This is a genomic window from Streptomyces lienomycini, assembly GCF_027947595.1.
Lineage (GTDB): Bacteria > Actinomycetota > Actinomycetes > Streptomycetales > Streptomycetaceae > Streptomyces > Streptomyces lienomycini.
Map to the genome: position 1 here is coordinate 709,929 of NZ_CP116257.1, position 24,286 is coordinate 734,214.

Consider the following 24,286-nt stretch of genomic DNA (forward strand, 5'->3'; position numbering starts at 1 on the left):
AGACGCCCACTGGGCCGATGGCCGCGCCGCGTGCCCGGGTCCTACGGTGATCCGCATGCACCCCCGTCCCCGCGATCTGTGGCAGGCACTGCCCGCCCCCCGCTACCTGCTCTCGGCGTGGCCCTGGCGCTCGGTCGCCTACCTGGTGACCGGCGCGGCGGCCGGCGCGGCGACCCTGGTGGCGGTCGTGGCCGCGGTCGCCGTCGGCGGCGTTCTCACCGTCGTCCTGGTGGGTCTGCCGATGCTGGTGCTCACCTCCCTCGTGGGCATCCCCGTGGCCCGCCTGGAACGGCACCGGCTGCGCCTGGTCGACCGCGTCCCCGCGCCCGCCCGTACCCCGCGGCAGCCGCCCGCCACCGGTCCGTGGGCCTGGCTGACGACGCGGCTGCGGGAGCGGGCGACCTGGCGGGAGCTGGGCCACGCGCTGCTGTTCGCGCTCGTGCTCTGGCCGGTGGACGCCGTGGTCGTCGCGTGCGCCCTGGCGGTGCCCCTCCACCTCGCCGCCACCCCGCTGCTGATGTCCACCCTCGGCGGCGGCGAGGAGGCGAAGGTCCTGAAGCAGTGGACGGTCACCGCCTGGCCGACCGCGTTCGGCGTCGCGGTGCTCGGGCTGGCGCTGCTGGCCGCGGGTGCCTACGTGCTGGGCCTGGCGGCGGGCGCACGGGCCGAGCTGACCCGTGTCCTCGTCGCCGCCCCGCGCGGGGGCGGTCCGGAGGCGCGGGTCGTCGAACTCACCCGCTCCCGGGTGCGGTTGGTGGACGCCTTCGAGGCCGAGCGGCGCCGGATCGAACGCGACCTGCACGACGGCGCCCAGCAGCGCCTGGTCGCCCTGACGATGGCCCTCGGGCTGGCCCGTCTGGACGCGCCGCCGGGCCCGCTGGCGGACCAGCTCGCCAGGGCGCACGGTGAGGCGGGCAAGGCCCTGGAGGAGCTGCGCGAACTGATCCACGGCATCCACCCCAAGGTCCTGGCCGACTACGGCCTGACGGCGGCCGTCGCCGACGCCGCCGACCGTTCCGCCGTACCCGTCGACGTCCGTCTGGATCTGCCCGAAAGGCTGCCCCAGGCGGTCGAGGCCGCCGCCTACTTCGTGGTCTGCGAGGCCCTCGCCAACGTCGGCCGGCACAGCGGCGCCGACCGCGCGGAGGTGACCGGCGGCCACCGCGACGGACGCCTCGTCCTGCGGATCCGCGACGACGGCCGGGGCGGGGCCGACGCGGGGGCGGGCAGCGGGCTCACCGGTCTCGCCGACCGGGTGTCAGTGCTGGATGGCAGACTCTCCCTGTCCAGCCCGCCCGGCGGGCCGACCCTGCTGTGCGTGGAGATCCCTTGCACCCCTTGCCCCCCTCGCGCCCCGTACGAACGGACCGCGCCCTGCGCGTAGTGCTGGCCGAGGACAGCGTGCTGCTGCGGGACGGCCTGACCGGCCTGCTCACCCGCTTCGGCCACGAGGTCGTGGCGGCCGTAGGCGACGCGCAGGCACTCGTCGCGGCCGTGGCGGAACACGTCCCGGACATCGTCGTCACCGACGTCCGCATGCCCCCCGGCTTCCAGGACGAGGGCCTGCACGCGGCGGTGCGGCTGCGCGAGACGCGGCCCGCGCTGCCCGTCCTCGTCCTCAGCCAGTACGTGCAACGCGCCTACGCCGCCGAGCTGCTGGACTCCGGCGACGGCACCGGCGTCGGCTACCTGCTCAAGGACCGCGTCGGCCAGGTCGAGGAGTTCGTCGACGCGCTGGCCGAGGTCGCGTCCGGCGGCACGGTCGTCGACCCGGAGGTGGTACGCCAGTTGCTGCGCCGCCGCCGGGACCCGCTGGAGCGGCTCAGCCCGCGCGAGCGGGAGGTGCTCGCCCTGATCGCGCAGGGCAGGTCCAACGCGGCCGTCGCCCGTGAACTCGTCGTCTCCGAGGCGGCCGTGGGCAAGCACATCGGCAGCATCCTCACCAAGCTCGACCTGCCCCCGGCGACCGAGACCCACCGCAGGGTGCTGGCGGTGCTGGCCTACCTGCGGGGCTGACCCGGCGGAGAGTACAGGTTCGGTCACGAACCACGCGTATCCCGGCGCAGGCCCCCGTGTAAGGGCACGATTGTCCCCCGTGATTCCCCGATTCCCCCGACCGGCACCGCCACGTGGAAAGTGAGCCCGTGAGTAACGTCCCGCCTCCCGACCGTCCCGGCGACGAGCCGTCCTCCTCCCTCTCCGACGCGCAGTGGGAGGCGTTCCTGCGGGAGGCCGCCGAAGGCGGTGGCGGGTCCGCGCCCAAGGAGCCGTCGGCGCGGGCGCGGATGGTGACCCGGCGGTTGCGCGAGGAGGGGGAGGCGACACCGTGGCGTGCCCCGCAGAGTCCCCCGCAGGGCGGCGGCCGCACCCGCCGGCGCCGGGTGGGCGCGGTCGTCGGAGTCCTGGTGCTGGCGGCGCTCGCGTTGGTCGCCGTACGGCCCTCACTGGTGACGGACCGGCTGCCCGGCGGTGGCGACGACGGCTCCGTGACGCCCCTGGCGGCCGAGTCGGCGCGGCCGACCGGCGCTCCCGGGGTACCCGCCGAGGCGGAGCGGGCCACCCGCGAGCACCCCTTCCGCGGCTCGCCGGCCGAGCGGTGGGCCGAGGGCGCCGACGCCATCGAGGTGCCGCAGGCCAAGGCGCTGTCCGGCCTGAGCGAGCAGGACGTGGCGTTCGCGCTGCGCCGCACCAAGGAACTCCTGGTCGCCGCCAACCTGGACCCCGCCGTGCTGCGCGGGGAGCGGCCCGACGAGGCGCTGGACGTCCTCGACCCGAAGCAGCCGGAGCTGCTGCCGAAGCTGCGCCGGTCCCTGAGCGACCCCGACGAGGACCATGACCCGCTGCGGCTCTTCACCCGCTTCGACCCGCACGAGGCCCGCCTGGTCGGCGACGTCGTCAAGGTCCGCGGCCGCATGACACTCGCCGCCGGCGAACCGGGCGTGGTGAAGGTCGACGCGGACTACACCTTCGTCTACCCGCTGGTGCGGGCGAACGACGCCGACGGACCGGTCGCCCGCACCATCATCCGCCGCCACATCACCCTCACCCTGAACGACCCGGCCAGGTGGAACGTGACCGAGGGCAAGCTCCTGATGGAGAAGTACTTCTCCGAGTACGGCAACACCGCCTGCGACGTTTACGACGGCTACCTCCACCCCGGCTTCCCCGACGACGACGGCCCCGGCGGCGCGCGGCCCACCGGTCCCCTGACCGACCCCTACGACCGCAGCCGCACCCTCACCGGTTCGGAGCCGGGGGACTGCGGGCAGGTCACCCGCACCTGATCCGCCGCGCCCGTACGACGACGTGACCGGGCCCGGGCGCTCTCCCTCACGCACGCCCGGACCCGTCCCCCGTTGTCCCCTGTGGGGGTCAGTGGGGCATCACACCCGCTGCCAGAGCGCGGGCACGTTCGCCGGCTCCCAGCCCTGCTGGGCCTGGTGGCCCTGGAGACAGCGGTAGGTGGCGCCGCCGTACGTCACGGTGTCGCCCGGCTGGTAGACGGTGCCGGGCGCCCAGGTGCCGCCGGGCTCCTCGCCGCCGCCGTCGTCACCGCCGCCGTCGTCACCACCGGTGGTCTTGAGCGTGAGCCCGTAGTTCTGGAGCAGCGCGTTGATCGGCTGGAAGAACGTCTCGCCGCCCGACCGGCAGTCGCCCGAGCCGCCCGAGGTGACGCCCTGCGCCTGGCTGCCCGAGATGAAGGACCCGCCCGAGTCGCCGGGCTCGGCGCACACGGTGGTCCTGGTGACCGGGGAGATGGTGCCTTCCTGGTAGGTGACGCTGGTGTTGAGCTGCGCGACGGTGCCGCAGTGCCAGCCGGTCGTCGAGCCCGAGCGGCAGACGGACGCGCCGACGGGAGCCGCCGTGGAACCGGTGACCTGGACGTTCTGCCCACCGGCGCCGAGGACGTACGGGGTCGCCGTCCAGCTGGAGTTGGTGGCCACCCACGCCATGTCGCGGCCGGGGAAGATCGAGCCCTGGAAGGTGCCCTGGGCCACCTGGTTGGAGCCCGTGGTGCTGGAGCCGGCCCGCCCGCAGTGGCCCGCCGTGGCGAAGCCCTGCTGGGTGCCCTTGGTGATCGGGAAGCCGATCGAGCAGCGGGTGCTGCTGTTGATGTAGTACGCCTCGCCGCCGCGCAGGTCGTAGAAGGTCCGCGGCCGCTCGGTGCGCGCCTCGACGCGGGCGAGCGAACGGTCGACACCGGCCGCCGCCAGCAGGGAACGCGCCGCGGCCGGACGTATCGCCTCGACGACGACGGTGTTGGTGCGCGTGTCGACGTACCAGACGGGCGCGTCGGCGGTGTCCCGGTCGGCCGCCGCGCGGTCCAGGCGGGCCTTGGCCGCGTCCAGCTCGGCGAGCGAGTGCCGTACGACCTTCGCCTCGGCGCCCCGTGCCTCGATCGCCGTGACGTCGTGCGCGTCGGTCGTCGCCACGGTCAGGGTGCCGGACTCGGCGCCCCGCACCCACGCACCCGCGAAGTCCCCGCCGAGCGCGGCACGCAGCCGCCCCGCCGTGGCGCCCGCCTCGGCCTCGTTGACGAGACGGCGTTCCGCCTGGTGCCGGTCCAGCCCGAGGTCCCGCTGCATGGCGTGGAGGAGGGCGGGCGGCGCGGCGTCCGTGCGGAGGGCCCGGGCCGCGTCGGGGGCGGAGGCGACGGGTGCCGTGTCCGCGCTCGCGGAGCCGCTGAGCCCGGCCACGAGCAGGGCCGCCGTCGCGGCGACGGCGGCACCCATGGCTCTGCTGTGCCCGCGGCGGTGTCGGTGACGGTGGGGCATGGGGGATCTCCTCGGTCTCGGTGGGGAGGTGCCGAAACCGTAGGGAGGGACGGCGGCCGCCCGTAAGACGTCGGCCGACCCCCTGTCCGGCGTTATGGAAGCCCGGCGCCCGTCGGGGAAGCCGGTACTCCGGTACGACGGCGCGGATGCGGCGGCTCACGGCACGCGGTGCGCCGCCAGCCACTCCGTGTAGCTGTCGCTGCTCGCCGCGACACCCGCGTGCGCCATGCGCGCCTGCGAGAGCACCGTGGCGGCGACGTCCTGCCGCTGCGTCACCGCGTGCCAGCCGAGCAGATGCCGCCAGGCCAGCGGCGTCCCGGTGAGCGGCCGGGTGACGATGCCGGGCGTGGTCGGGAAGGTCGCCCGGCACAGCCCGACCGCCCGCCCCACCTGCACCAGGTGCACCAGGGACGCGGTGTCCGTCTCGTACATGCGGCGCGGGGTGAACCCGGCGCGGGCGCACGACGCGGTGAAGCAGTCGCCGAAGCAGCCGTCGCCGGGTACGCAGGCCCACTCCTCGGCGGCCAGCTCGGTCAGGTCCACCTCCGCGTGGCGGGCGAGCGGGTGGCCCTCGCGCATCATGACGAACACCGGGTCGACGGCGACCTCCCGCCACACCAGCCCCTCCGCGCCGGGCGGCGACGCCGAGCCGCAGGTCCCGGCCAGCGCGAAGTCCAGCCGCCCCTCGGCCAGCTGACCGGCCAGTTCCCGCTCGGACCAGGAGGTGCAGGTCGTCATCCGGGCGTCCGGCGCCACGCCGGCCAGCCGGTCCACGAGGGCGCCGAGCAGCGGCCCGTGGGTCCCGCCGAGCCGTAACCGCTCCGCCGTGCGCGGCGCCCGCGCGAACCGCACCGCCTCCTGCTGCAACTCGGTCACCGCGGGCAGCACGATTCGGCTGCGCTCCAGTACCAGCTCGCCCAGCGCGGTCGCCCGCACCCCGTGCCGGCCCCGGACGAACAGCGCACCGCCCAGGGCCCGTTCGATCCGCTTGAGCTGTGCGCTCAGCGCGGGCTGAGCGAGACCGAGAGCCGTCGCCGCCCTGGTGAGGCTGCCGGCGTCGGCGATGGCCCGGACCGTCTTGAGATGCCGCAACTCCAGCTCCATGAGGGGAGCTTGCGACGACTCGGGGGCGAGGGCAAGAGGCTGGTACAGACCAGTGCGGGCCGGCTTTCACCGGCCCCGCGGGCCGCTCAGATCCGGTGCACCGTGTGCAAGGCCCTCGCGTACGTCCCCGTCCCGTCGAGGAGCGAGTTGCCGCCCAGGTCGGACATGGTCGGCCCGTTGACCGTCTTGCGGCTGGACAGGAAGCGGCGCCGCCCGGTGCTGTCCTCGCCGAGGTGGATGCCGACGTGGTCGGTCGTGGCCACCTCGTTGTCGTCGCCCGAGTCGGCGTTGAACAGCACGAGGTCGCCGGGCTGGAGCTGCTCGGCCGCGGGCGGCTCCTGGCCGTCGGTCCGGGCGACGCGCACGCCGGGGGAGTGGTCGGCCATGTCCCGGGACCTGCGGGGCAGGCGGGTGCCGGAGGTGTCCTCGCCCGCGGCCAGCGGCACGCCCATGTGGTAGCCGTAGACCATGCGGGTGTAGCCGGAGCAGTCGAGGTTGCCGACCTGCTTGCTGGACGGACCGGTGTGGGCGCCGTCCGGGAAGGTCCAGCCGGTGTTCATGTACTCGTGGAAGTCGGCGCCCTCGTAGCGGTACCCCCGCGGGTCCAGGTAGCCGTACCCCGCCTCGCCCATGACCTGCCTGCCCGCGGCCGGGCCGGAACCGGCGACCACGGGGGACGCTCCGGCGAGGAACATCGCGGCGTGGGCCAGGACGTCCGGGGCCGTGGAGCCCGACCAGCCGCGGACCAGCCCCTCCAGCTCGGGTGTGAAGACTCCGTCGAAGGGCTCGGGCAGGATCCGCACCCAGTCGGAGTGGGTGACGGTCGGCGGTTCCGCCCAGTCCCCGGCGTCCACCTGGAACCGGCTGACGCGCAGGGTGACCGGCAGATTGGTGCAGCCCCGGTTGGCGAGCGCGCGCAGGCCGACACGGCCCTTGCCGAAGGTGGCGTCGGTGACGTCGAAGGCCCACGCGGACGGCTCGGTGCCCGTGGCGGACCACGCCTTGGCCCGGACCCGGGTGCCCTCGCGGCGGACCCGTATCGCCCAGTCGGTGCCCGCGGGCACGCCCTCGGCGAGTGCCACGGCCGGGGCCAGCTGCGTGACCGTGTCGTCGACCTCCTTCTCCACCCGGAGCTGGACCGCGCCGGAGGTGGTGAAGGACAGCCGGGCCCGGTAGTTGTTGTGGGTGTTCTGGTAGCCGAAGGAGAGGGCGTAGGAGCAGGCGTCGCCGGCCGGCACCTTGTCGAACCGCGCGACGGACCGCACGTCCACGTCGGTGATCCCGTCGTCCCGGAGGCTGGCGTGGCGGCTGGCGTAGTCGGTGGTGAGGGCGATGATCCCGGCGCCCGGCACCACCGAGTAGTCGGTGTCCACCGGCCCGAGGGTGGACCAGCTCCCACCGCCCGGGGAGGTCCCCCAGTACGCGCGGTCGCCGTCGGGCAGTGAGGTGTCGGGCAGGGTGCGCGCGAAGTCGTCCACGAAGGGCTTCTTGTTCTCGGTGAACGTCCGCTCCGGCCCCGGCAGCAGCACGCTGCGGGCTCCGTGGGTCAGCAGCGCGACGCGTCTGCCGCCGGAGGTGACCTCGGTGCGGGCGGGAGTACCCGGCAGCACGGTGGCGGTGAGCCGGGACTCCAGGGTGAGGCTGCTGAAGTACGCGGGGTTCAGCGGCGGCAGCGTCACCGAGGAACGGGGCGACGCCAGACCGGCCGACGCGACCGGCGAGGCCGCCGGAGCGGCGGTCGGAGTGGCGCGCGCGGGGGAGGCGGCGGCCGTGCCGCCGAACGGGACGGTGGCGGCCGAGGCGGCGAGGGCGGCGAGCACGCCGCGCCGTGAGGTGTTGGTCATGCCGTCATGATCGGCCCCGGCGCGGCGTGTTCGGCACCCGCGGACTCGTCGAAGCCGACGCGACATCCGATCCGCGTGTCCGGTGGTGTGAGCCGGGGGAGGGCTACTCGTCCTCGAAGACCGCCTCGGCCGAGGCCGCGGTGACGGCCCGTGCGAGCCAGTGACGGAGAACCTCGGGGTCGTCGCACTCCGTGATGCGCGTACGGACGCCGTCCGAGATGTCGAGGCCACGCTGTTCCAGGACCAGCAGCACATCCTGGGCGCCCTGCTGGGCGCGGCCCTGCTCACGGCCTTGCTCGCGGCCTTGCTCGCGGCCTTCGTCGCGGATCTCTTCGGAGATGTACGACTTGTAGAAGGAGAGGTCCACGGCCACCAGATTCCTCCAGAGGTGCCTGGCCGGGCGGTTGCCCAGCCCATGTGCGGTGAATTCGACGATGGGGGCGGCGACGTCTTCGGGCGCGTCCCTCAATGCGGTGGACAGAGCCTTCAGTATCGCATTGACGACCGGCTCCGTGGCGTGTGTGATGGCCGCCAGACTGGCCAGGACCAGGTCGGCACGGGCCTCGTTCGGATCGGTGATCACCGGCATGTTGTGAGGGCCGGCGACCACGGGCCGCAGAGTCAGGGTGGGCAACTCGGGCGGTCCGCTGGTTACCACCCGCTGCGCCCATTTCGCCGTGGCATGGTCCTGGCAGACGACCAGGAGGGCTGCGGGCAGCCGGTACTTCGTCCAGGTGGGCCGTGTCGGCCGCGGACAGCAGCAGCCGGGAATCGCGTCGCCGCAGGTCGGCTAGGAGGTCGGTGGCCGCCTGGAAGAGGGCGGGGGCGAAGTCTTTTGGATCTGCCTGCTTGCGCTGAGAGTAGGGGAGTTGAGGTCCCCGAAATCCAGCTGAGCCGGTGATGTTCACTCGCCCGAGTGACGACGCGCCTCGGGAGGAGGGGTGGGGCTTGGTGGGGTCATTTCTCCCGGGTTCTTGCTCTTGGTAGGCGCCGACGGCACCGCAACCTCAGAACGTGGGTTGCGGTGCCGTGACGGGACACTTCAGTCGATTTTGTCCTTGCGGCGCTCGTATGAGTGGGGCGTGAACAGTTCTGGGGGGTGTGTTCACGGTTTTGGGGAACCGTCGTCGGCCTCCGCGTCGTCAGCCCGTCGGCCCGGCGACCTCCTGTGTCCCCACCACCGCCAACAACTCCAGCAGCCCCGCGCTGTCGGTTCCCACGGCCGGGGTGAACCAGAGGAGCCGCTGACGGCCGTCCTCGCTGAAGAGGTGGAGGCAGTTGACCTCGATCACGCCGAGCGCGGGGTGGACCAGGCGTTTGCGGTCCTCCCGCCGGACGGCGACGTCGTGGTCGGCCCACAGCGCGGCGAACTCGGGGGAGACGTCGAGCAGCGTCCGGATCATCGCGCCGACCTCCGCGTCCTTCTTGTCCCTGCGCGCCGCGGCGGCCCGCAGGTCCGCGACGAAGGAGCGGGACTTGCCCTCGTGGTCGGCCTCCGGGTACAGGCGCCGGGCGTCCGGTTCGGTGAACCACCGGTGGACGAAGCTGGCCCGGGGCCCCCGGAACCCGGACTGGTCCCCGAGCAGCGCCACCGCCAGCGGATTCTGTACGAGCGTGACGTGCAGGTCGGTGATCACCTGCGCCGGGGTCGAGGTCAGCCGCCCGAGCAGGTCGAGCATGCCGGGGTGCACGTGCGACGCGGCCCCGCCCTGCGCGGGCACCGGCCGGTCGGCGAGCCGGTACACGTAGTCCCGCTCGTCGGCGGACAGGCGCAGCGCACGCGCCAGCGCGGCGAGCATCTGCTCGGACGGCTGGGACCCGGCGCCGCGCTCCAACTCGTTGTAGTAGTCCACGGACGCCCCGGCGAGCTGGGCGACCTCCTCACGGCGCAGCCCCGGCACCCGGCGGCGCGGTCCGGCCGGGAGACCGACCTCGGCCGGGCGGATGCGTTCCCGGCGCGATCGCAGGAACGTCCCCAGCTCGGCGTACTTCACGGCGCTCATGCCGTCCATTCTGCGCCGGGCCGGGCCGGTGACCCAGGGGATGACATCCCCTGGCTGCGCGGGCCGGCCGCGCGCATCGTGGAGACATGACCACGCACACGCACCACACAGACCAGCAGCATCCCGAACCGGCGGCCGGGCCCCGGGTCGCCGTCGTCACCGGGGGATCGCGCGGCATCGGCCGGGCCGTCTCGCAGAAGCTCGCCGAGGACGGTCTGGCCGTCGTCGTGAACTACGCCCGTGACGCCTCGGCCGCCGAGGAGACGGTGGAGGCGATCACCGCGGCCGGGGGCAGGGCCGTCGCCGTCCAGGCGGACGTGGCGGAGGAGAAGGAGGTCGCCGCGCTGTTCGACCGCGCGGAGGACGAGTTCGGCGGCGTCGACGTGGTCGTCAACTCGGCCGGGCGGATGACGCTGTCGACCGTCGCCGACCTGGACCTGGCGGCGCTCGACGCCATGCACCGCACCAACATCCGCGGCACCTTCGTCGTCGCCCAGCAGGCGGCGCGGCGGCTGCGCGCGGGGGGCTCCTTCATCGGGTTCTCGACGTCCGTCGTCGGCGCGCAGTACCCCACGTACGGCGCGTACGCGGCGAGCAAGGGCGCCGTGGAGGCGATGACCCTGATCCTCGCGCGGGAGCTGCGCGGCCGGGACGTCACCGTGAACACGGTCGCCCCCGGGCCGACGGCCACGGATCTCTTCCTCGACGGCAAGACGCCCGAGCAGGTCGACCGGCTCGCGAAGACGCCGCCCCTGGAACGGCTGGGCAGCCCCGAGGACATCGCCGCCGTGGTGGCCTTCCTCGGCAGCCCCGCCGGACACTGGGTGAACGGCCAGATCCTGCGCGCCAACGGAGGACTGGTCTGATGCCCTTCGCCCACTTCAAGGTCCCCGCGGGCACGCTGTCGGCGGAGGACAAGAAGAAGATCGTCGAACGCACCACCGACCTCTACGCGGAGATCTACGGGGAGCGCGCCCGTCCCACCACCGTCGTCCTGGTGGACGAGGTCCCCGATGGCGGCTGGGGCGTCGCGGGGCACGTCCTCACGGCGGAGATGCTCAACGGCGACGGTGGATGACGGCTGGCGCGGGCGCCCGGGGAATCCCGGCCGCCCGCGCCCGACGGCCGCTCACTATCACCCGATATGCGAAAACTGTGTCTCACATAGTGGTCGCACTCTGCGCCGGGTGCTGGCCAGGATGTTTACATGCGCGTAACACTTAAGTGTCCCGCGCGCGGCAACGGCGCCGAGCGCCCACCACCGGACCGACCGGACAGGACGTGCCACCCCCCTGTGCCACCCCTGTGCACCTGTCCCGGTCTCCGGTGTCCGCCGTGCCAGAAAGGGCCCCCGTGACGACACGAAGCGAGAGCAGGACCGCGCTCGACCACCTCCTCAGCGAGATCGAGCACCGCAACCCGGCCCAGCCCGAGTTCCACCAGGCCGCCCACGAGGTCCTGGAGACGCTCGCGCCGGTCATCGCCGCCCGCCCCGAGTACGCCGAGCCGGGGCTCGTCGAGCGGCTCGTCGAGCCGGAGCGACAGGTCATCTTCCGGGTGCCGTGGCAGGACGACCAGGGGCGCGTCCACGTCAACCGGGGCTTCCGGGTGGAGTTCAACAGCGCGCTCGGCCCGTACAAGGGCGGTCTGCGCTTCCACCCCTCCGTCAACCTCGGCGTCATCAAGTTCCTGGGCTTCGAGCAGATCTTCAAGAACGCGCTGACCGGCCTCGGCATCGGCGGCGGCAAGGGCGGCAGCGACTTCGACCCGCACGGGCGCAGCGACGCGGAGGTCATGCGGTTCTGCCAGTCGTTCATGACGGAGCTGTACCGGCACATCGGCGAGCACACCGACGTCCCCGCGGGCGACATCGGCGTCGGCGGCCGGGAGATCGGCTACCTCTTCGGCCAGTACCGCCGGATCACCAACCGCTGGGAGGCCGGTGTCCTCACCGGCAAGGGCGCGGGCTGGGGCGGCTCGCTGATCCGCCCGGAGGCCACGGGCTACGGCAACGTGCTCTTCGCGGCGGCGATGATGCGCGAGCGCGGCGAGGACCTGGAGGGCCAGACGGCGGTCGTCTCGGGCTCCGGCAACGTCGCCATCTACACCATCGAGAAGCTGGCCGCCCTCGGCGCGAACGCCGTGACCTGCTCGGACTCCTCCGGGTACGTCGTCGACGAGAAGGGCATCGACCTCGACCTGCTGAAGCAGATCAAGGAGGTCGAGCGCGGCCGCGTCGACGTCTACGCCGAGCGCCGGGGCTCCTCGGCCCGCTTCGTGCCCGGCGGCAGCGTCTGGGACGTCCCGGCCGACCTCGCCCTCCCGTCGGCCACGCAGAACGAGCTGGACGAGAACGCCGCCGCGACCCTGATCCGCAACGGCGTCAAGGCGGTCTCCGAGGGCGCCAACATGCCCACGACCCCCGAGGCCGTCCACCTCCTCCAGCAGGCCGGCGTCGCCTTCGGCCCCGGCAAGGCGGCCAACGCGGGCGGCGTCGCGGTCAGCGCGCTGGAGATGGCGCAGAACCACGCCCGTACGTCCTGGACGGCGGCGCGGGTCGAGGAGGAGCTGACCCACATCATGAACGACATCCACACCACCTGCCACGAGACCGCCGAGCGCTACGACGCCCCCGGCGACTACGTGACCGGCGCGAACATCGCCGGTTTCGAGCGGGTCGCCGACGCGATGCTCGCCCAGGGCGTCATCTGACGGACCCGACGGACGGGGCCCCACCGCGGGACGGCGGGGCCCTGTCCCGGCGTGGCACGCTTCGCCGAGCTCGACATGCCCGCGGAGCTGCTGGCCGAGCTGGGCTCGCAGGGCGTGGCCGTACCCGTCCCCGGGCACACGAGGCGGGGGAGCGGATCAGTGGTCGGAGTAGCTGAAGTCGCCCACGGTCCAGGCGCTGACGTTCTCGAGCGCCACGCGGTACATCCCGCCCGTTTCGGGGATGCCCATCGTGCCCTGGAGGATCCGGGCGACGTGGAAGTGAAGGTGCGTGGGTGGTCCGTCCCTCTTGGCGGGAGTCTTGAAGGCGGTGGAGAAGGCACCCAGCTCGGCGGAGTCCGTCAGCACCTCCGACACCCGCTGTCTCCACACGCTCTCGGGGGCCAGGCGACCGGTGATGACAGCACCGTGGGTGACCACGGTCAAGGACATCCGGCTGGTCTGTCCGGACTCCACGAGAGCAGCGATGTCAATGAGCAGCTCGTCAGGCTTCGACATGGGCAAGGATTTTATCCGCCGGTCCGCCCGGGCGGACCGGTCGGTGGCCCTACCGTGCGGAACGGCCGCTCCCGGGCCTGTCGCCGGGGGCTTCGGCACCACCGCGCCGCAGTTCCTCGTTCATGCGCTGGGCCTCTTCGAGCTGGTCCTCCAGGATGATGATGCGGCAGGCCGCCTCGATGGCAGTCCCCTGGTCGACCATCTCGCGGGCGCGAGCGGCGATACGCAGCTGGTAGCGGGAGTAGCGGCGATGGCCGCCCTCCGAGCGCAGCGGCGTGATCAGCCGGGCCTCACCGAGGGCCCGTAGGAAGGCGGGCGTGGTGCCGAGCATCTCGGCGGCTCGTCCCATGGTGTACGCGGGGTAGTCGTCGTCGTCGATCCGGTCGAGCGGTGTGCCTGCGGTCATCTGCACCTCTGCTGGGGGAATGCGTCGAGGGGCCTTGGTGCCGAACGGCACCAAGGCCCCGAGGGATTTGTAACACCATCTGTCGGCCTACTGCGCTGCCGACCTTCTGATTCCGCGCCGCCCCTTGCGGAGGGACGGGCAGTTGAGGGATCGCGGATGCGTGACCGTGGGACCACCTTCCGTTCCGGGGCCTGCGGTACCCGGTGAGAGCGTTCTCGCCCGGGCGATCCTGATGGCGTCCTCCTCCTTCTCTGTCGTACCTGTCGGTATGGCTCCTCGGGCAGTTCGTCTCTGCCGCGCCTCACTGACTTCCTGGCTACACCAGAAGCCTAGACCCCGTGACGGTCAATGTCTACATCAGCCACTACAGGTTTTACTCCATACCGGTGAACAGATTTCTGCAGTGCGACCACCGGCCTCCCGCCGGCAGGGCCCCTTCGCGGTGTGGCCCGCGTACTGGCCCGCGTACCGGTGTGGCCCACATGGCCCCTGGTGGCCGCGGGCCCCGCCGACAAGACTTGCGCCCATGCGGAAACTCTCCCTCGACGCCCTCGCCCGCGAGCACCTCGAACGCGCCGCGGCCTCCTCCAACGGCCGCAGCGCCACCACGGTCCACGGCGGACACGAACTGGTGCTGCGCCAGACCCTCCTCGCGCTGACCGCCGGGACCACCCTCGCCGAGCACGAGAACCCTGGCGAGGCGACCCTCCAGGTGCTGAGCGGCCGGGTCCGCCTCACCAGCGGCGACACCTCCTGGGACGGCCGGACCGGCGACCTCGTCCTGATCCCGCCGGCCCGCCACGGCCTGGAGGCGCTGGAGGACGCGGTGGTACTCCTGACGGTGGCCAAGAGCGGCTGACCCGGCTCCGGCGGCGCCCCGGCTGAACCGGAGGCGAACTCCCCGCGAACAGGTCGCGGAGTCCGGGCGGCGGGTTGCCCAAAGCCCTACCGTTCGCGTGAACACTGTTCTTGTCTGTTCGAATGGTGCGTGCAGCGGACAACGGAACATCGGTGCCCGAGCGGGCGGAGGAATGGCCGAGGCAGCCGCTCCCCCCGCTCGCCACGGTCCTCCCGGCGGGACAGCCGGCACAGCTCGGCGCCCCGGCGCGCGGGCCCGCCGCGCCGGGCGGGAAGCACGCGGGCGGGAAGCGAACGGACGGGAAGCGGGCGGGCGGCCGGCTGTACGTCATCGACGGCATCCGCCTGCTCGCCGCACTGATGGTGGCCGCGCACCACTACGCCGGCACCTGGCGTGCCGACCGCCCCGGCAACCTGATCTGGGACCGCCCCGTGTCCGAGATCATGCCCACGGTCTTCCGCGTCGCCTCCTACGGCTGGATCGGCGTCGAGATCTTCTTCGTCATCAGCGGCTTCGTGATCTGCATGTCGTGCTGGGGCCGCACACCGCGCCAGTTCTTCGTCTCCCGCGTGATCCGGCTCTACCCGGCGTACTGGTTCGCGGTCCTGTTCACCACGGCCGCGCTGATCGCCGTACCGGGCGTGTGGGAACGCCTGCGCCTGCGCGAGGTCCTGCTCAACCTCACCATGCTCCAGTCCGGCTCCGGCGTGCGCAACGTCGACGGCGTCTACTGGACCCTCTGGTCCGAGCTGCGCTTCTACCTGCTCTTCCTGGTCGTGGTCGCCATGGGCCTGACCTACCGCAGGGTCGTCGTCTTCTGCTGCATATGGGGCGCCGTCGCGATGCTCGCCCCGGTCGCCGGCCTGCCCCTCCTCGAACTGGTCGCCAACCCCGACGGCGCCTGGTACTTCATCGCGGGTCTCGCCCTCTACCTCATGCACCGCTTCGGCCAGGACCTGCTCCTGTGGGGCATCCTCGCCATGGCCTGGCTGATGGGCCAGCTGGAACTGGGCCAACGCATCGAGGAGGTCGAACGCGTCTCCGGCTGGCGCGGCAGCGTGGCGATCTTCACCGTCTTCCTGCTCTTCATGGTCGCCGTGGCGCTCGGCCACACCGACCGGATCCGCTGGAAGTGGCTCGTCACGGCGGGCGCCATGACGTACCCCCTCTACCTCGTCCACTACGCGGCCGGCACGTCCCTCATCGCCCGCCTCCGCGACACGATGGACGCCCGCCTGCTGATCGCCGTACTCATCACGGGCTTCCTGCTCCTGAGCTACCTCATCCACCGCTTCGTGGAACGCCCGCTGTCCCGCCTGCTGAAGCAGGGCCTGGACACGTCCTTCGCCCGGATGCGGAACGCCGACCACCGGGCCTGAGGGCCGTCATCCGGTCCGTCCGGTACCCACCTCGCCCCAGACGGTCGTGCGCGAAGACGGGCCGGTGACGACTCCCCAGCGGTCGGCGAAGGTTCCGCCGACATCGCCCCTGCTCCCGGGTCTCACGCCTTCGTCGGTGACAGGCCCTCAGGGATCTCCGGCCGGTTCACGCACCCCACGGCGTCGCGTACCGACTGCGCGAGTTTGGCGACCAGCTGCGCCTCGAACTCGTCCGTGGACTTCGGGATTCCCACGTCATTCAACGAGACTTCCAGGAGGATCTGTACCTGTCGGCCCTTGGCGGCACCCGCGACTTCGCAGCGGAACACGGCGACGGTGCTGCCACCTCCGTAGATGCCGCCGTTGACGAAGGCGTCCGGGCCGACCGGGTGCCAGCGTCCGGAGGGATCGCTCACCTGCTTCAGGGATCTGGCCGACCAGCCGACGGCCGCCCAGAAGACGCTTCGGCCGTCGAGATGGCAGACGTCGTAGTCGTCGAACCCGCGTACCTGGTCGTAGCGTTCGCGTGCCTCGCGCTTCAGTCCGTTAGCCATCTCGTCGACGGTGATCGGGCGGTTGAGGATCTCCTGGTCGTCTCCGAACATGTCGCGGACGTCCGTCATGTTCTTGACGCCGAACAGGTCGTCGCAGGTCTTCCACTGGACGGGGTACTGCTCGCGCAGGGACGGTTCGCTCGAGCATCCGGCGGTCAGGACCAGCATCGCGCTCGCTCCGTACAGCGCGGGCCGCCGGATCTTCACTGGGCCACCTTCTCGTTGTCCGAGATGATGGCCTTGCCGTTCCGGTAACTGTGCTCGATTGTGCGTCGGAGGAGGAACGGCCGTGGACCGGAGTGGCCCGGAAACGGATGGCCTCCGCCGACATCGCCCCCACACCCGGGTCTCACGCTCCGCCCGACGTCAGGCCTTCGGGGATCTCCGGACGGTTCACGCACCCCACGGCGTCGCGTACCGACCGCGCGAGCTTGGCGGTCAGCTGCGCCTCGAACTGCTCCGTGGACGGGTGACCCACATCGGTCACCGAGACTTCCAGGAGTGTTTGAACCTGTCGGCCCTTGGCGGCACCCGCGACTTTGCAGCGGAACACGGTGACGGTGCTGCCACCTCCGTAGATGCCGCCCTTGGCGAAGGCGTCCGGGCCGACCGGGTGCCAGCGTCCGGAGGGATCGCTCACCTGCTTCAGAGATCTGGCCGACCAGCCGATGAATGGTTGGAATGTGCCCCGGTCGGAGAGGTGGCAGACATCGTAGTCGTCGAACCCGCGTACCTGGTCGTAGGGTTCGCGTGCCTCGCGCTTCAGTCCGTCCGCCACCTCGTCGACGGTGATCGGGGGGTTGAGGATCTGCAGGTCGTCTCCGAGTATGTCGCGGACGTCCGTCATGTTCTTGGCGCCGAACAGGTCGTCGCAGGTCTTCCACTGGACGGGGTACTGCTCGCGCAGGGACGGTTCGCTCGAGCATCCGGCGGTCAGGACCAGCATCGCGCTCGCTCCGTACAGCGCGGGCCGCCGGATCTTCACTGGGCCACCTTCTCGTTGTCCGAGATGATGGCCTTGCCGTTCCGGTAGTTGGTCTCGATCTCATTGACGATGTCGCGCTGTTCGGGGAGGCTCATCCCGACGGTCTGCGCGTACCGCAGGAAGGGTTGGGCGGTTGCACGCTCTCCGGCTTGCTCCAGGGTCTGTACCGCCATGAGTGCCTCCGGGTCGTTGTTGTACGCGTGGTCCTCCATGTACTGGAGTGTGTGGTTGCCGTAGACGGTGGTGATCGCCGAGCCGCCGGACTGCATGACAAGTGGTACCGCGGTGGCGGTGACGACGCCCGCGGCGGGGCCGAGGACCATGGCGGCCCCTCCTGTCGCCACCGCGGTGACTCCGACAGTCATGAGCGTCTTGCGCCATTCGCCGTCCTTCGACAGGGCCAGGTTCGCGGCGTCCTCGGCGCTCTTGAACTCCTCTCGGATGCCCTGAGACCTCGACTCGTCGAGGATTCCGTGCACTTTCGCCGCGTTCTCGACGAACGGGATCGCGTTCTCCTGGTCCGTCTCGCCGGCCGCGAGACCGCTGGCCATGTACAACTGCTGGGCTGCGGTCAGCGTCCTGTACCCGTCTTCCTCACCAGCCACCTGCATCATGAAGTTCCTGGCCAGGAAACCGTCGAACGCCTCCCGTGGAGAACCGTCACTGCTGTGGGCGAAGAGGCCGTCGCGGTCCAGTTGGTCACCGGAATCCCCGTAGTTCATGATCGAGTAGTTGAGATCGTCGATATAGGCGGCTCCCATCCTGGCGAGGCTGTCCTTCAGCGGGTCCGGGGGGCCGTCCGCCCTGGTGACGTTGTACCGGTCCATGACCTGCTGCATGATGTCGTGCGTCTGCTCGTCCCGGTGCAGCGTCGGCGGGTCGGCGTCCCAGGAGCTGCCCGTGGCCGCCGCCTCCAGCGCATGGCCCAGGGCGTCCGGTCCCGCATCGCGGGCGTGGTCCGCCTCGTCGCTGCCGGGGTGGACCAGGCTGTCGGCGGGCCACTCGAAGTCCTTGTCAGTCAGTTCGTTGAAGTAGTTGTAGCCAAGGGTGGCGGTCTCGTCGACGGTGCCGTCCTCCCTGTAGACCACCGGCGTCGTCTCGTCCGAGAAGAACTGCTTCGCCGCGTCGGGGCTGTGTCCGAGGCCCTGCAGCACGCTGGTCAGAGGGTCGTAGCCGGCTCCCGTCTGGCCCGACGGGTTGTAGCCCCAGTCGAGGTCGGCGCCCCCGGCGGCGGGCTTCGCGTACATGAACCGGGAGGGGTCCTCGTGGTGGAGTTGCACGATGTGCCCGGCGATCGGGTTGATGAACCGGGCGTCGTAGTCGCCGTACCGCAGGATGCCGCCGAGGACCTGGTAGCCGTACGGGTTGCTGCGGAATGTCGGGTCGACGGGAATGTGCTGGGTGCCGAGTCGGCGGAACTCGTCTCCCCAGCCGGCCGGCAGGTGCGGCTTGTTGTCGGGATCCGTCGCGGAGGCCAGGGCCGTGCCCATGTTCTGCTGGAGCTGCCGGGTGAGGGCGAGCCTGGCCTTGTCGTCCCCGGCGGTGCCGTCGAGGGACATCTTGCCGTAGAACTCCAGGGTCTCCATGGGGCCGCCGAGGGACTTGTAGAAGGCCGTCGAGAAGTCCGCGTCCCGGGCGTTGAACCTCATGATGGAGTTCAACTCCATGAACTGCTGGTCGGTCAGCTCTGTTCCGAGCTTGGCGAGTTCGGCGGCGCGTTCGGACTGGGCCTCGTCGAGCGAGGCGTACGAACTGTGCCCGGCGTTGTGCCGGTCGTCGCCGTGGCTCTTGCGCAGGGCGCGTGCCACCGACGCGTCGATCTCGGAGGCGTGGGCCAGCAACTGGTTGATCCGGCCCTCCAGTTCTTCCCGGGCGTCGAGCTGTTCCTGTGTGCGCTCGTCGCTGTCCCCCCGGACGTGGGCGAAGTAGCAGCGCACCTTGCCGCCGCCGACGTCCTCCACTCGGATCCCGAGCTTCACGGCGTCGACCTGCACCGCCGTTCTGACCTGCTTCTGGAGCGAGACCAGCTCCGTGTGCGCGTCGTCGAGGACCTGGTGGATGCTGCCCGCCTCGGTGTGGAGGTCGGCGATCTCCTTCGTCGTCTTGGTGACGAACCCGCGCGTCACCGTGGCGTTGACCCCGGCCCACCGGGCGGCGTCCGACTTGGCCCGCATGCCCTGGCGGGCGTCCTCGGCCAGGGCGTTGAGGTCGTCGACGGCCTTCTTCCAGCCCGAGACGGCGGAGTCCAGTCGGCCGAGGTCGATCTCCATCAGGTCCGTGTGCGTGAGTGCCATCGATGCGTCCCCGGCGTCCCTACTTGAAGTACTCGTTGAGCCGTGACACGGGGAGGGCCTGGCCGCGGATCACGGAGCCGACCTTTGCGTCGTCCTCGGCGTGCCGCTTCTTGCTGAAGTCCAGGTGGTCCGAGATGTGCGCGCACGCCTGACGGACGGAATCGACCTGGGACGTCCAGATCTCGACGGTCGACTTCAGGGCCGGGCCCATCGCGAAGCCGGCCGAGGTGAGGGACGAGGCGGCCCGAGCACTGGTACCGGCACCCGTCTTGTCTGCGCCGGCGCCGGCGATGTCGGCCTTCTCGCTGATGCCTTCGAAGAGAAGGTACGCGTCATGGCCGACCGCCCCGAGGTCGTCCTGGTACACGACCAGGTCCTGGCCCCCGCCGCTGCCGGACGGCGCGAGCTGATCGAGCTGCATGCCCGTGCTCTGCCGTGCGGCCGCGTCGGCCTTCAGCGTCTCCCACTCGTCCCAAACCATTTCCCCGTACCCCCTCGCTGGTCCTGGGGCAACCTATCCACAGTGCGGGCGACGAGGGTGACTGACAGATCAAGATGCGCCACGTTCCGTGTCGAGTGGCATCGCCGGTCACCAGGGGTGGGCGCGGAGCGAGGGGGGCGGTCAGTCGGGGCTGGTCCCCACCTCGGCCCACACCGTCTTGCGCGGAGGTGGGCCGGGGACGACCCCCCAGCGGTCGGCGAGGGTCTCCACGAGCAGCAGGCCGCGACCGGACTCTGCATCGGTCGCCGCCTGCTGCGGGCATGGGAGCCGGTCACCGCGCGTGTCGGTGACCTCGATGCGGAGCGTGTCGCCAACGACGTACAGCAACAGCCGGAAGTCCCGGCCGGAGACGCGGCCGTGGGTGGCGGCGTTGGTGGCCAGCTCCGCGACGATGAGCTCCGCCGGGTGTGTCGGCAGTCCCCACGTGCGGAGTTGCTCAGTGGCGAGCAGCCGGGCGAGACGGGCACCGCGAGGCGTGGGGGACAGCTGGAGGCTGAAGTTGCGGACGGGGACGGCGGGCCGGGGCGCACGGTCACTGGTTTCCTGGTTCACGTCACTCAGCGTGGCGATATCTGCTTCCGTGAATGAGCGACAACGCCTGTACGTACCGTCACTGTCCCGGCTTTTGTCTCGGCTGTCTCGGCTGTCCCGGGCGTTGTACGAGTACGAGTACACGCCGAAGGAGGAGCAGCCGTGGACAAAAGTGCGGACGAGGCGGGCTGGGACGTCGAACCGGGCGACGAGGTCGAGCCGGTGGTGCAGGCGGTGGGGCGCCTGCTCAGGGTCTGCCGCGAGGCGGCCGGGGTGAGCGTGTCCGAGCTGGCGGAGTCCCTCGGATACGGCGAGGACATGGTCCGCAAGATCGAACGAGGGGCCCGGATTCCCCGCCCGGAGTACCTGGACAAGGCGGACCAGCTCCTGAAGGCGCAGGGGCATCTGAGGGCCTTCATGGAGGACATGAGGAAGGCCCGGTATCCGAAGAAGGTGCGGCAGCTGGCCGAGCTGGAGGAGCGGTCGGTGGAGATGCTGCTGTACAGCAACCACAACATCCACGGGCTGTTGCAGACGGAGGAGTACGCGCGGGCGCTGCTGCGGACCTGGCGGCCCGCCTACCCACCGGACGAGCTGGAACGGATGACCACCGCGCGCATGGCCCGGAAGTCCGTCTTCGAGCGCTCCCCCGCGCCGGAGTTCAGCTTCGTCCTGGAAGAGGTGACGCTGCGCCGCCCGGTCGGAGGCACAATGGTGCTGCGCCGACAGCTCGAACACATGCTGGACGTGGCGAAGTTGCCGTTCGTGGAGCTTCAGGTGATGCCGACCACCTGCGCGAACCACCCAGGAATAGGTGGGCTTGTCGAAGTGCTGAAATTCGCGGACGGTACGGGAATCGGGCGTACCGACGGCGACTTCGGAGGCCGCCCGGTCTCGGACCCCAGGCAGCTCCGCGTCCTTGATCTGCGCTATGGCATCATCCGGGCTCAGGCGCTCACACCAGAGAACTCTCTGGTCTTCATCGAGGAAACCCTGGGAGAGCTATGAGCACGCCGGAACTCCGCTGGTTCAAGAGCAGCTACAGCAGCAGCAGCAACGGCAACGACTGCATCGAGGTCGCTCCCACCCCCGCCACCATCCACGTCCGCGACTCAAAGGACGCGTCCGGCCCGCGCCTCGCGCTCACGCCGGGGGTGTGGGCGGACTTCGTGACGTACGCGTCCCGCGGCTGACCCCACGACGCGCCACGCACCCCACGCGAAGCCGGAGCCTCGCGTGGGGTGCTTCCGTGTCGGCGGCGGATCAGCCAGCCGCACATCGGCGAGGTCACCCGAAGGGCGAGAACGCATCCGTAAGGGCCACGGTTTGATCTCCGTCACCCTCGGGGTATTCTCTCCGGCCCGATTGGCCAGTCCCCCGCCCTGTATGGCAGACTAGCGGGGTTGCTCGGTCGAGTGCCGATGCTGCGCGCCTCCCGCCGGGGGGACCGGAAGCGAGTCCCACAGTACTCGTCGCTCCTGCTCAGGAGCGGACGTACGGGAATCTTCCGGGAAGCGTCAGCGGGGTGCAGGCCAGGCGCCCGGTGGGCCTCTCGCCCCCGGTCCGCGGTTCCGGAAGGGCCCGCACTCCCAGGCAGGGAAGTCCCGAAGAGGGACATTCATGTCAGCGAGAGTGCGACACGCCCGACCGCGTGGGTCGGAGGGGGAGCGGAATGGACAAGGACCACCGGGTCCAGAGCGTTACGAGAGACAGGACTACTGAGTAGCCATGGCGGGACAGAAGATCCGCATCCGGCTCAAGGCCTACGACCACGAGGTCATCGACTCTTCGGCGAAGAAGATCGTCGAGACGGTGACTCGCACTGGTGCGTCGGTCGCGGGCCCGGTGCCGCTGCCCACTGAGAAGAACGTGTACTGCGTCATCAAGTCGCCGCACAAGTACAAGGACTCGCGCGAGCACTTCGAGATGCGCACGCACAAGCGCCTGATCGACATCCTCGACCCGACTCCCAAGACCGTTGACTCTCTGATGCGACTCGACCTCCCGGCCGGTGTCGACATCGAGATCAAGCTCTGAGGGCCGGTGATCTGAAGATGACCAAGCAGATCAAGGGCATCCTGGGCGAGAAGCTCGGCATGACGCAGGTGTGGGACGAGAACAACCGCGTTGTTCCGGTCACCGTCGTCAAGGCCGGCCCCAACGTCGTCACCCAGGTCCGCACGAACGACGTCGACGGCTACGAGTCCGTCCAGATCGCGTTCGGCGAGATCGACCCGCGCAAGGTGAACAAGCCCCTCAAGGGCCACTTCGCCAAGGCCGACGTCACCCCCCGCCGCCACCTCGTCGAGATCCGTACCGCCGACGCCGCCGAGTACACGCTCGGTCAGGAAGTCAGCGCCGAGGTCTTCGAGTCCGGCGTGAAGGTCGACGTCACCGGCAAGAGCAAGGGCAAGGGCTTCGCCGGTGTCATGAAGCGTCACAACTTCAAGGGCCTCGGCGCCGGACACGGCACCCAGCGCAAGCACCGCTCGCCCGGTTCCATCGGTGGCTGCGCCACCCCGGGCCGCGTGTTCAAGGGCCTCCGCATGGCCGGCCGCATGGGCAACGAGCGGGTCACCACCCAGAACCTGACCGTCCACGCCGTTGACGCGGAGAAGGGTCTGCTGCTCATCAAGGGCGCGGTTCCCGGTCCGAACGGCGGCCTCGTCCTGGTCCGCACTGCGGCCAAGGGGGCCTGAGGTAACCGATGAGCACTGTTGACATCCTTTCGCCTGCCGGCGAGAAGACCGGAAGCGTCGAGCTCCCCGCGGAGATCTTCGGCGTGGAGAAGATCAGCATCCCGCTGATCCACCAGGTCGTCGTCGCGCAGAACGCCGCTGCCCGCCAGGGCACGCACAAGACCAAGCGTCGCGGCGAGGTCCGTGGTGGCGGCAAGAAGCCGTACCGCCAGAAGGGCACCGGCCGCGCCCGCCAGGGTTCGACCCGTGCGCCGCAGTTCGCCGGCGGTGGCGTCGTCCACGGCCCGCAGCCGCGTGACTACTCGCAGCGGACCCCGAAGAAGATGAAGGCCGCGGCCCTGCGCCACGCCCTCACCGACCGGGCCCGCCACGACCGCATCCACGTCGTCACCGGCGTCATCGAGGGCGAGACCCCGTCCACGAAGGCCGCCCGGACGCTGTTCGGCAAGATCTCGGAGCGCAAGAACCTGCTCCTGGTCGTCGACCGCGCCGACGAGGCCGCGTGGCTGTCCGCCCGCAACCTGCCCCAGATCCACATCCTGGAGCCGGGCCAGCTGAACACGTACGACGTTCTCGTCTCGGACGACGTGGTCTTCACCCAGGCCGCTTTCGAGTCCTTCGTGTCTGGCCCCAACAAGGCCGCTGACACCGAAGGGAGCGAAGCCTGATGGCTACGCGTCACCCGAGCATCGCCTCCAAGGCGGCCAAGGCCGCCAAGGCCGCGCGCGTCGCCAAGGCGCGTCGCCACGAGGCCGAGGGCAAGAACACCGTCGTCACCCCGGCCAGCAAGGCGTTCACGGACCCCCGTGACGTGCTGCTGAAGCCGGTCGTGTCCGAGAAGAGCTACGCGCTCCTCGACGAGAACAAGTACACGTTCATCGTCGCGCCGGGCTCCAACAAGACCCAGATCAAGGAGGCCGTCCAGGCGGTCTTCTCGGTCAAGGTCACCGGGGTCAACACGATCAACCGCCAGGGCAAGCGGAAGCGGACCCGCACGGGCTTCGGCAAGCGTGCCGACAGCAAGCGCGCGATCGTGACCCTCGCCGAGGGCGACCGTATCGACATCTTCGGCGGTCCGACCTCCTGACGGAGGTCCGGATCGTCCGGAATCGGACGAGGACTG

The 24,286-nt window shown here is 71.0% G+C and carries 25 protein-coding genes and 1 pseudogene; 14 read left to right on the plus strand and 12 right to left on the minus strand.

The genetic code is table 11. The features are described 5' to 3' along the window. Window positions 1-55 precede the first annotated feature (55 nt). From BJ961_RS03400 to BJ961_RS03410, 3 genes are all read left to right on the plus strand, one after another. Window positions 56-1,384 (plus strand): sensor histidine kinase, encoded by a 1,329-nt coding sequence (locus BJ961_RS03400; protein ID WP_271319825.1) that lies wholly within the window; start codon window positions 56-58, stop codon window positions 1,382-1,384. Continuing rightward, entirely contained in the window at window positions 1,384-2,016 is a 633-nt protein-coding gene (locus BJ961_RS03405) for a response regulator transcription factor (RefSeq protein WP_271319826.1), read from the plus strand. Before BJ961_RS03400 ends, BJ961_RS03405 begins: the two co-directional genes overlap by 1 nt. Before the next feature lie 128 nt (window positions 2,017-2,144). Next, window positions 2,145-3,284 carry a hypothetical protein gene (locus BJ961_RS03410; RefSeq protein WP_271319827.1) on the plus strand — a complete coding sequence of 380 codons (1,140 nt, stop codon included), beginning with the start codon at window positions 2,145-2,147 and terminating at the stop codon, window positions 3,282-3,284. Window positions 3,285-3,383: 99 nt separating this feature from the next. Here BJ961_RS03410 and BJ961_RS03415 read toward each other — a convergent pair whose 3' ends face one another. The 5 genes and pseudogenes from BJ961_RS03415 to BJ961_RS03440 form a co-directional block, all read right to left on the minus strand. Next, complete coding sequence (locus tag BJ961_RS03415) at window positions 3,384-4,775, minus strand: alpha-lytic protease prodomain-containing protein (protein WP_344503008.1); 1,392 nt, start codon at window positions 4,773-4,775, stop codon at window positions 3,384-3,386. Window positions 4,776-4,931: 156 nt separating this feature from the next. After that, window positions 4,932-5,879, minus strand: a complete 948-nt coding sequence (locus BJ961_RS03420) for a LysR family transcriptional regulator (protein ID WP_271319829.1) — start codon at window positions 5,877-5,879, stop codon at window positions 4,932-4,934. 86 nt (window positions 5,880-5,965) lie between these two features. After that, a complete protein-coding gene (locus tag BJ961_RS03425; protein WP_271319830.1) occupies window positions 5,966-7,723 on the minus strand; it encodes an NlpC/P60 family protein in 1,758 nt (585 codons plus the stop codon). A 103-nt stretch (window positions 7,724-7,826) separates the two neighbouring features. Then, window positions 7,827-8,456 (minus strand): annotated as a pseudogene (locus BJ961_RS03430) (hypothetical protein); the annotation flags it as partial. 409 nt (window positions 8,457-8,865) lie between these two features. After that, a complete protein-coding gene (locus BJ961_RS03440) occupies window positions 8,866-9,735 on the minus strand; it encodes a helix-turn-helix transcriptional regulator (protein ID WP_271319831.1) in 870 nt (289 codons plus the stop codon). 77 nt (window positions 9,736-9,812) lie between these two features. Between BJ961_RS03440 and BJ961_RS03445 the strand changes: the two genes are divergently transcribed. The 3 genes from BJ961_RS03445 (at window position 9,813) to gdhA (ending at window position 12,438) form a co-directional block, all read left to right on the plus strand. Beyond that, entirely contained in the window at window positions 9,813-10,592 is a 780-nt protein-coding gene (locus tag BJ961_RS03445; RefSeq protein ID WP_271319832.1) for an SDR family oxidoreductase, read from the plus strand. Continuing rightward, window positions 10,592-10,804, plus strand: a complete 213-nt coding sequence (locus tag BJ961_RS03450; RefSeq protein WP_271319833.1) for a 4-oxalocrotonate tautomerase family protein — start codon at window positions 10,592-10,594, stop codon at window positions 10,802-10,804. The genes BJ961_RS03445 and BJ961_RS03450 overlap by 1 nt, the downstream gene beginning before the upstream one ends. A gap of 275 nt (window positions 10,805-11,079) precedes the next feature. After that, window positions 11,080-12,438 (plus strand): NADP-specific glutamate dehydrogenase, encoded by a 1,359-nt coding sequence (gene gdhA / locus BJ961_RS03455; RefSeq protein WP_271319834.1) that lies wholly within the window; start codon window positions 11,080-11,082, stop codon window positions 12,436-12,438. Window positions 12,439-12,594: 156 nt separating this feature from the next. On the opposite strand, the gene BJ961_RS03460 is transcribed toward gdhA, so the two are convergent. After that, window positions 12,595-12,954: a hypothetical protein gene (locus tag BJ961_RS03460; RefSeq protein ID WP_271319835.1), complete on the minus strand. Its 360-nt coding sequence runs from the start codon at window positions 12,952-12,954 to the stop codon at window positions 12,595-12,597. 49 nt (window positions 12,955-13,003) lie between these two features. Continuing rightward, window positions 13,004-13,360 (minus strand): MerR family transcriptional regulator, encoded by a 357-nt coding sequence (locus tag BJ961_RS03465; protein WP_271319836.1) that lies wholly within the window; start codon window positions 13,358-13,360, stop codon window positions 13,004-13,006. Between the two features lie 526 nt (window positions 13,361-13,886). Between BJ961_RS03465 and BJ961_RS03470 the strand changes: the two genes are divergently transcribed. Then, window positions 13,887-14,219, plus strand: a complete 333-nt coding sequence (locus tag BJ961_RS03470; RefSeq protein WP_271319837.1) for a cupin domain-containing protein — start codon at window positions 13,887-13,889, stop codon at window positions 14,217-14,219. Window positions 14,220-14,341: 122 nt separating this feature from the next. After that, entirely contained in the window at window positions 14,342-15,598 is a 1,257-nt protein-coding gene (locus BJ961_RS03475) for an acyltransferase family protein (protein ID WP_381158013.1), read from the plus strand. Window positions 15,599-15,720: 122 nt separating this feature from the next. Here the strand turns inward: BJ961_RS03475 and BJ961_RS03480 are convergent, their stop codons facing one another. The 5 genes from BJ961_RS03480 to BJ961_RS03500 all read right to left on the minus strand — a co-directional run bounded on the left by BJ961_RS03480 (window position 15,721) and on the right by BJ961_RS03500 (window position 20,485). Further along, entirely contained in the window at window positions 15,721-16,359 is a 639-nt protein-coding gene (locus tag BJ961_RS03480; RefSeq protein ID WP_271319839.1) for a hypothetical protein, read from the minus strand. 142 nt (window positions 16,360-16,501) lie between these two features. Continuing rightward, entirely contained in the window at window positions 16,502-17,137 is a 636-nt protein-coding gene (locus BJ961_RS03485; RefSeq protein WP_271319840.1) for a hypothetical protein, read from the minus strand. Next, window positions 17,134-19,431, minus strand: a complete 2,298-nt coding sequence (locus tag BJ961_RS03490; RefSeq protein WP_271319841.1) for a hypothetical protein — start codon at window positions 19,429-19,431, stop codon at window positions 17,134-17,136. The genes BJ961_RS03485 and BJ961_RS03490 overlap by 4 nt, the downstream gene beginning before the upstream one ends. A 19-nt stretch (window positions 19,432-19,450) precedes the next feature. Further along, the gene (locus BJ961_RS03495; protein WP_271319842.1) at window positions 19,451-19,912 is read right to left on the minus strand and encodes a hypothetical protein; all 462 of its coding nucleotides are present in this window, start codon (window positions 19,910-19,912) and stop codon (window positions 19,451-19,453) included. 141 nt (window positions 19,913-20,053) lie between these two features. Beyond that, a complete protein-coding gene (locus BJ961_RS03500; protein ID WP_271319843.1) occupies window positions 20,054-20,485 on the minus strand; it encodes an ATP-binding protein in 432 nt (143 codons plus the stop codon). 141 nt (window positions 20,486-20,626) lie between these two features. Here BJ961_RS03500 and BJ961_RS03505 point away from each other — a divergent pair, with 141 nt between their 5' ends. The 6 genes from BJ961_RS03505 (at window position 20,627) to rplW (ending at window position 24,250) form a co-directional block, all read left to right on the plus strand. Continuing rightward, window positions 20,627-21,472, plus strand: a complete 846-nt coding sequence (locus BJ961_RS03505; RefSeq protein WP_271319844.1) for a helix-turn-helix domain-containing protein — start codon at window positions 20,627-20,629, stop codon at window positions 21,470-21,472. After that, entirely contained in the window at window positions 21,469-21,657 is a 189-nt protein-coding gene (locus BJ961_RS03510) for a DUF397 domain-containing protein (RefSeq protein WP_271319845.1), read from the plus strand. Before BJ961_RS03505 ends, BJ961_RS03510 begins: the two co-directional genes overlap by 4 nt. 535 nt (window positions 21,658-22,192) lie before the next feature. Next, on the plus strand, window positions 22,193-22,501 hold the full coding sequence (gene rpsJ, locus BJ961_RS03515) for a 30S ribosomal protein S10 (RefSeq protein ID WP_003948644.1): 309 nt from the start codon (window positions 22,193-22,195) through the stop codon (window positions 22,499-22,501). 17 nt (window positions 22,502-22,518) lie between these two features. Further along, window positions 22,519-23,163, plus strand: coding sequence for a 50S ribosomal protein L3 (gene rplC / locus BJ961_RS03520; protein WP_271319846.1), 645 nt, complete (start codon window positions 22,519-22,521; stop codon window positions 23,161-23,163). Between the two features lie 8 nt (window positions 23,164-23,171). Beyond that, window positions 23,172-23,831 carry a 50S ribosomal protein L4 gene (rplD, locus tag BJ961_RS03525; RefSeq protein ID WP_127894806.1) on the plus strand — a complete coding sequence of 220 codons (660 nt, stop codon included), beginning with the start codon at window positions 23,172-23,174 and terminating at the stop codon, window positions 23,829-23,831. Next, on the plus strand, window positions 23,831-24,250 hold the full coding sequence (gene rplW / locus BJ961_RS03530; RefSeq protein WP_007443985.1) for a 50S ribosomal protein L23: 420 nt from the start codon (window positions 23,831-23,833) through the stop codon (window positions 24,248-24,250). The genes rplD and rplW overlap by 1 nt, the downstream gene beginning before the upstream one ends. Window positions 24,251-24,286: the final 36 nt, after the last annotated feature.

Coding starts and splice junctions, on each gene's coding strand:
- BJ961_RS03400 (WP_271319825.1), top strand. CDS start 56: ATGCACCCCCGTCCCCGCGATCTGTGGCAGGCACTGCCCGCCCCCCGC.
- BJ961_RS03415 (WP_344503008.1), bottom strand. CDS start 4,775: ATGCCCCACCGTCACCGACACCGCCGCGGGCACAGCAGAGCCATGGGT.
- BJ961_RS03420 (WP_271319829.1), bottom strand. CDS start 5,879: ATGGAGCTGGAGTTGCGGCATCTCAAGACGGTCCGGGCCATCGCCGAC.
- BJ961_RS03425 (WP_271319830.1), bottom strand. CDS start 7,723: ATGACCAACACCTCACGGCGCGGCGTGCTCGCCGCCCTCGCCGCCTCG.
- BJ961_RS03440 (WP_271319831.1), bottom strand. CDS start 9,735: ATGGACGGCATGAGCGCCGTGAAGTACGCCGAGCTGGGGACGTTCCTG.
- BJ961_RS03445 (WP_271319832.1), top strand. CDS start 9,813: ATGACCACGCACACGCACCACACAGACCAGCAGCATCCCGAACCGGCG.
- BJ961_RS03450 (WP_271319833.1), top strand. CDS start 10,592: ATGCCCTTCGCCCACTTCAAGGTCCCCGCGGGCACGCTGTCGGCGGAG.
- BJ961_RS03460 (WP_271319835.1), bottom strand. CDS start 12,954: ATGTCGAAGCCTGACGAGCTGCTCATTGACATCGCTGCTCTCGTGGAG.
- BJ961_RS03465 (WP_271319836.1), bottom strand. CDS start 13,360: ATGACCGCAGGCACACCGCTCGACCGGATCGACGACGACGACTACCCC.
- BJ961_RS03470 (WP_271319837.1), top strand. CDS start 13,887: ATGCGGAAACTCTCCCTCGACGCCCTCGCCCGCGAGCACCTCGAACGC.
- BJ961_RS03475 (WP_381158013.1), top strand. CDS start 14,342: ATGGTGCGTGCAGCGGACAACGGAACATCGGTGCCCGAGCGGGCGGAG.
- BJ961_RS03490 (WP_271319841.1), bottom strand. CDS start 19,431: ATGGCACTCACGCACACGGACCTGATGGAGATCGACCTCGGCCGACTG.
- BJ961_RS03495 (WP_271319842.1), bottom strand. CDS start 19,912: ATGGTTTGGGACGAGTGGGAGACGCTGAAGGCCGACGCGGCCGCACGG.
- BJ961_RS03510 (WP_271319845.1), top strand. CDS start 21,469: ATGAGCACGCCGGAACTCCGCTGGTTCAAGAGCAGCTACAGCAGCAGC.
- rpsJ (WP_003948644.1), top strand. CDS start 22,193: ATGGCGGGACAGAAGATCCGCATCCGGCTCAAGGCCTACGACCACGAG.
- rplC (WP_271319846.1), top strand. CDS start 22,519: ATGACCAAGCAGATCAAGGGCATCCTGGGCGAGAAGCTCGGCATGACG.
- rplD (WP_127894806.1), top strand. CDS start 23,172: ATGAGCACTGTTGACATCCTTTCGCCTGCCGGCGAGAAGACCGGAAGC.
- rplW (WP_007443985.1), top strand. CDS start 23,831: ATGGCTACGCGTCACCCGAGCATCGCCTCCAAGGCGGCCAAGGCCGCC.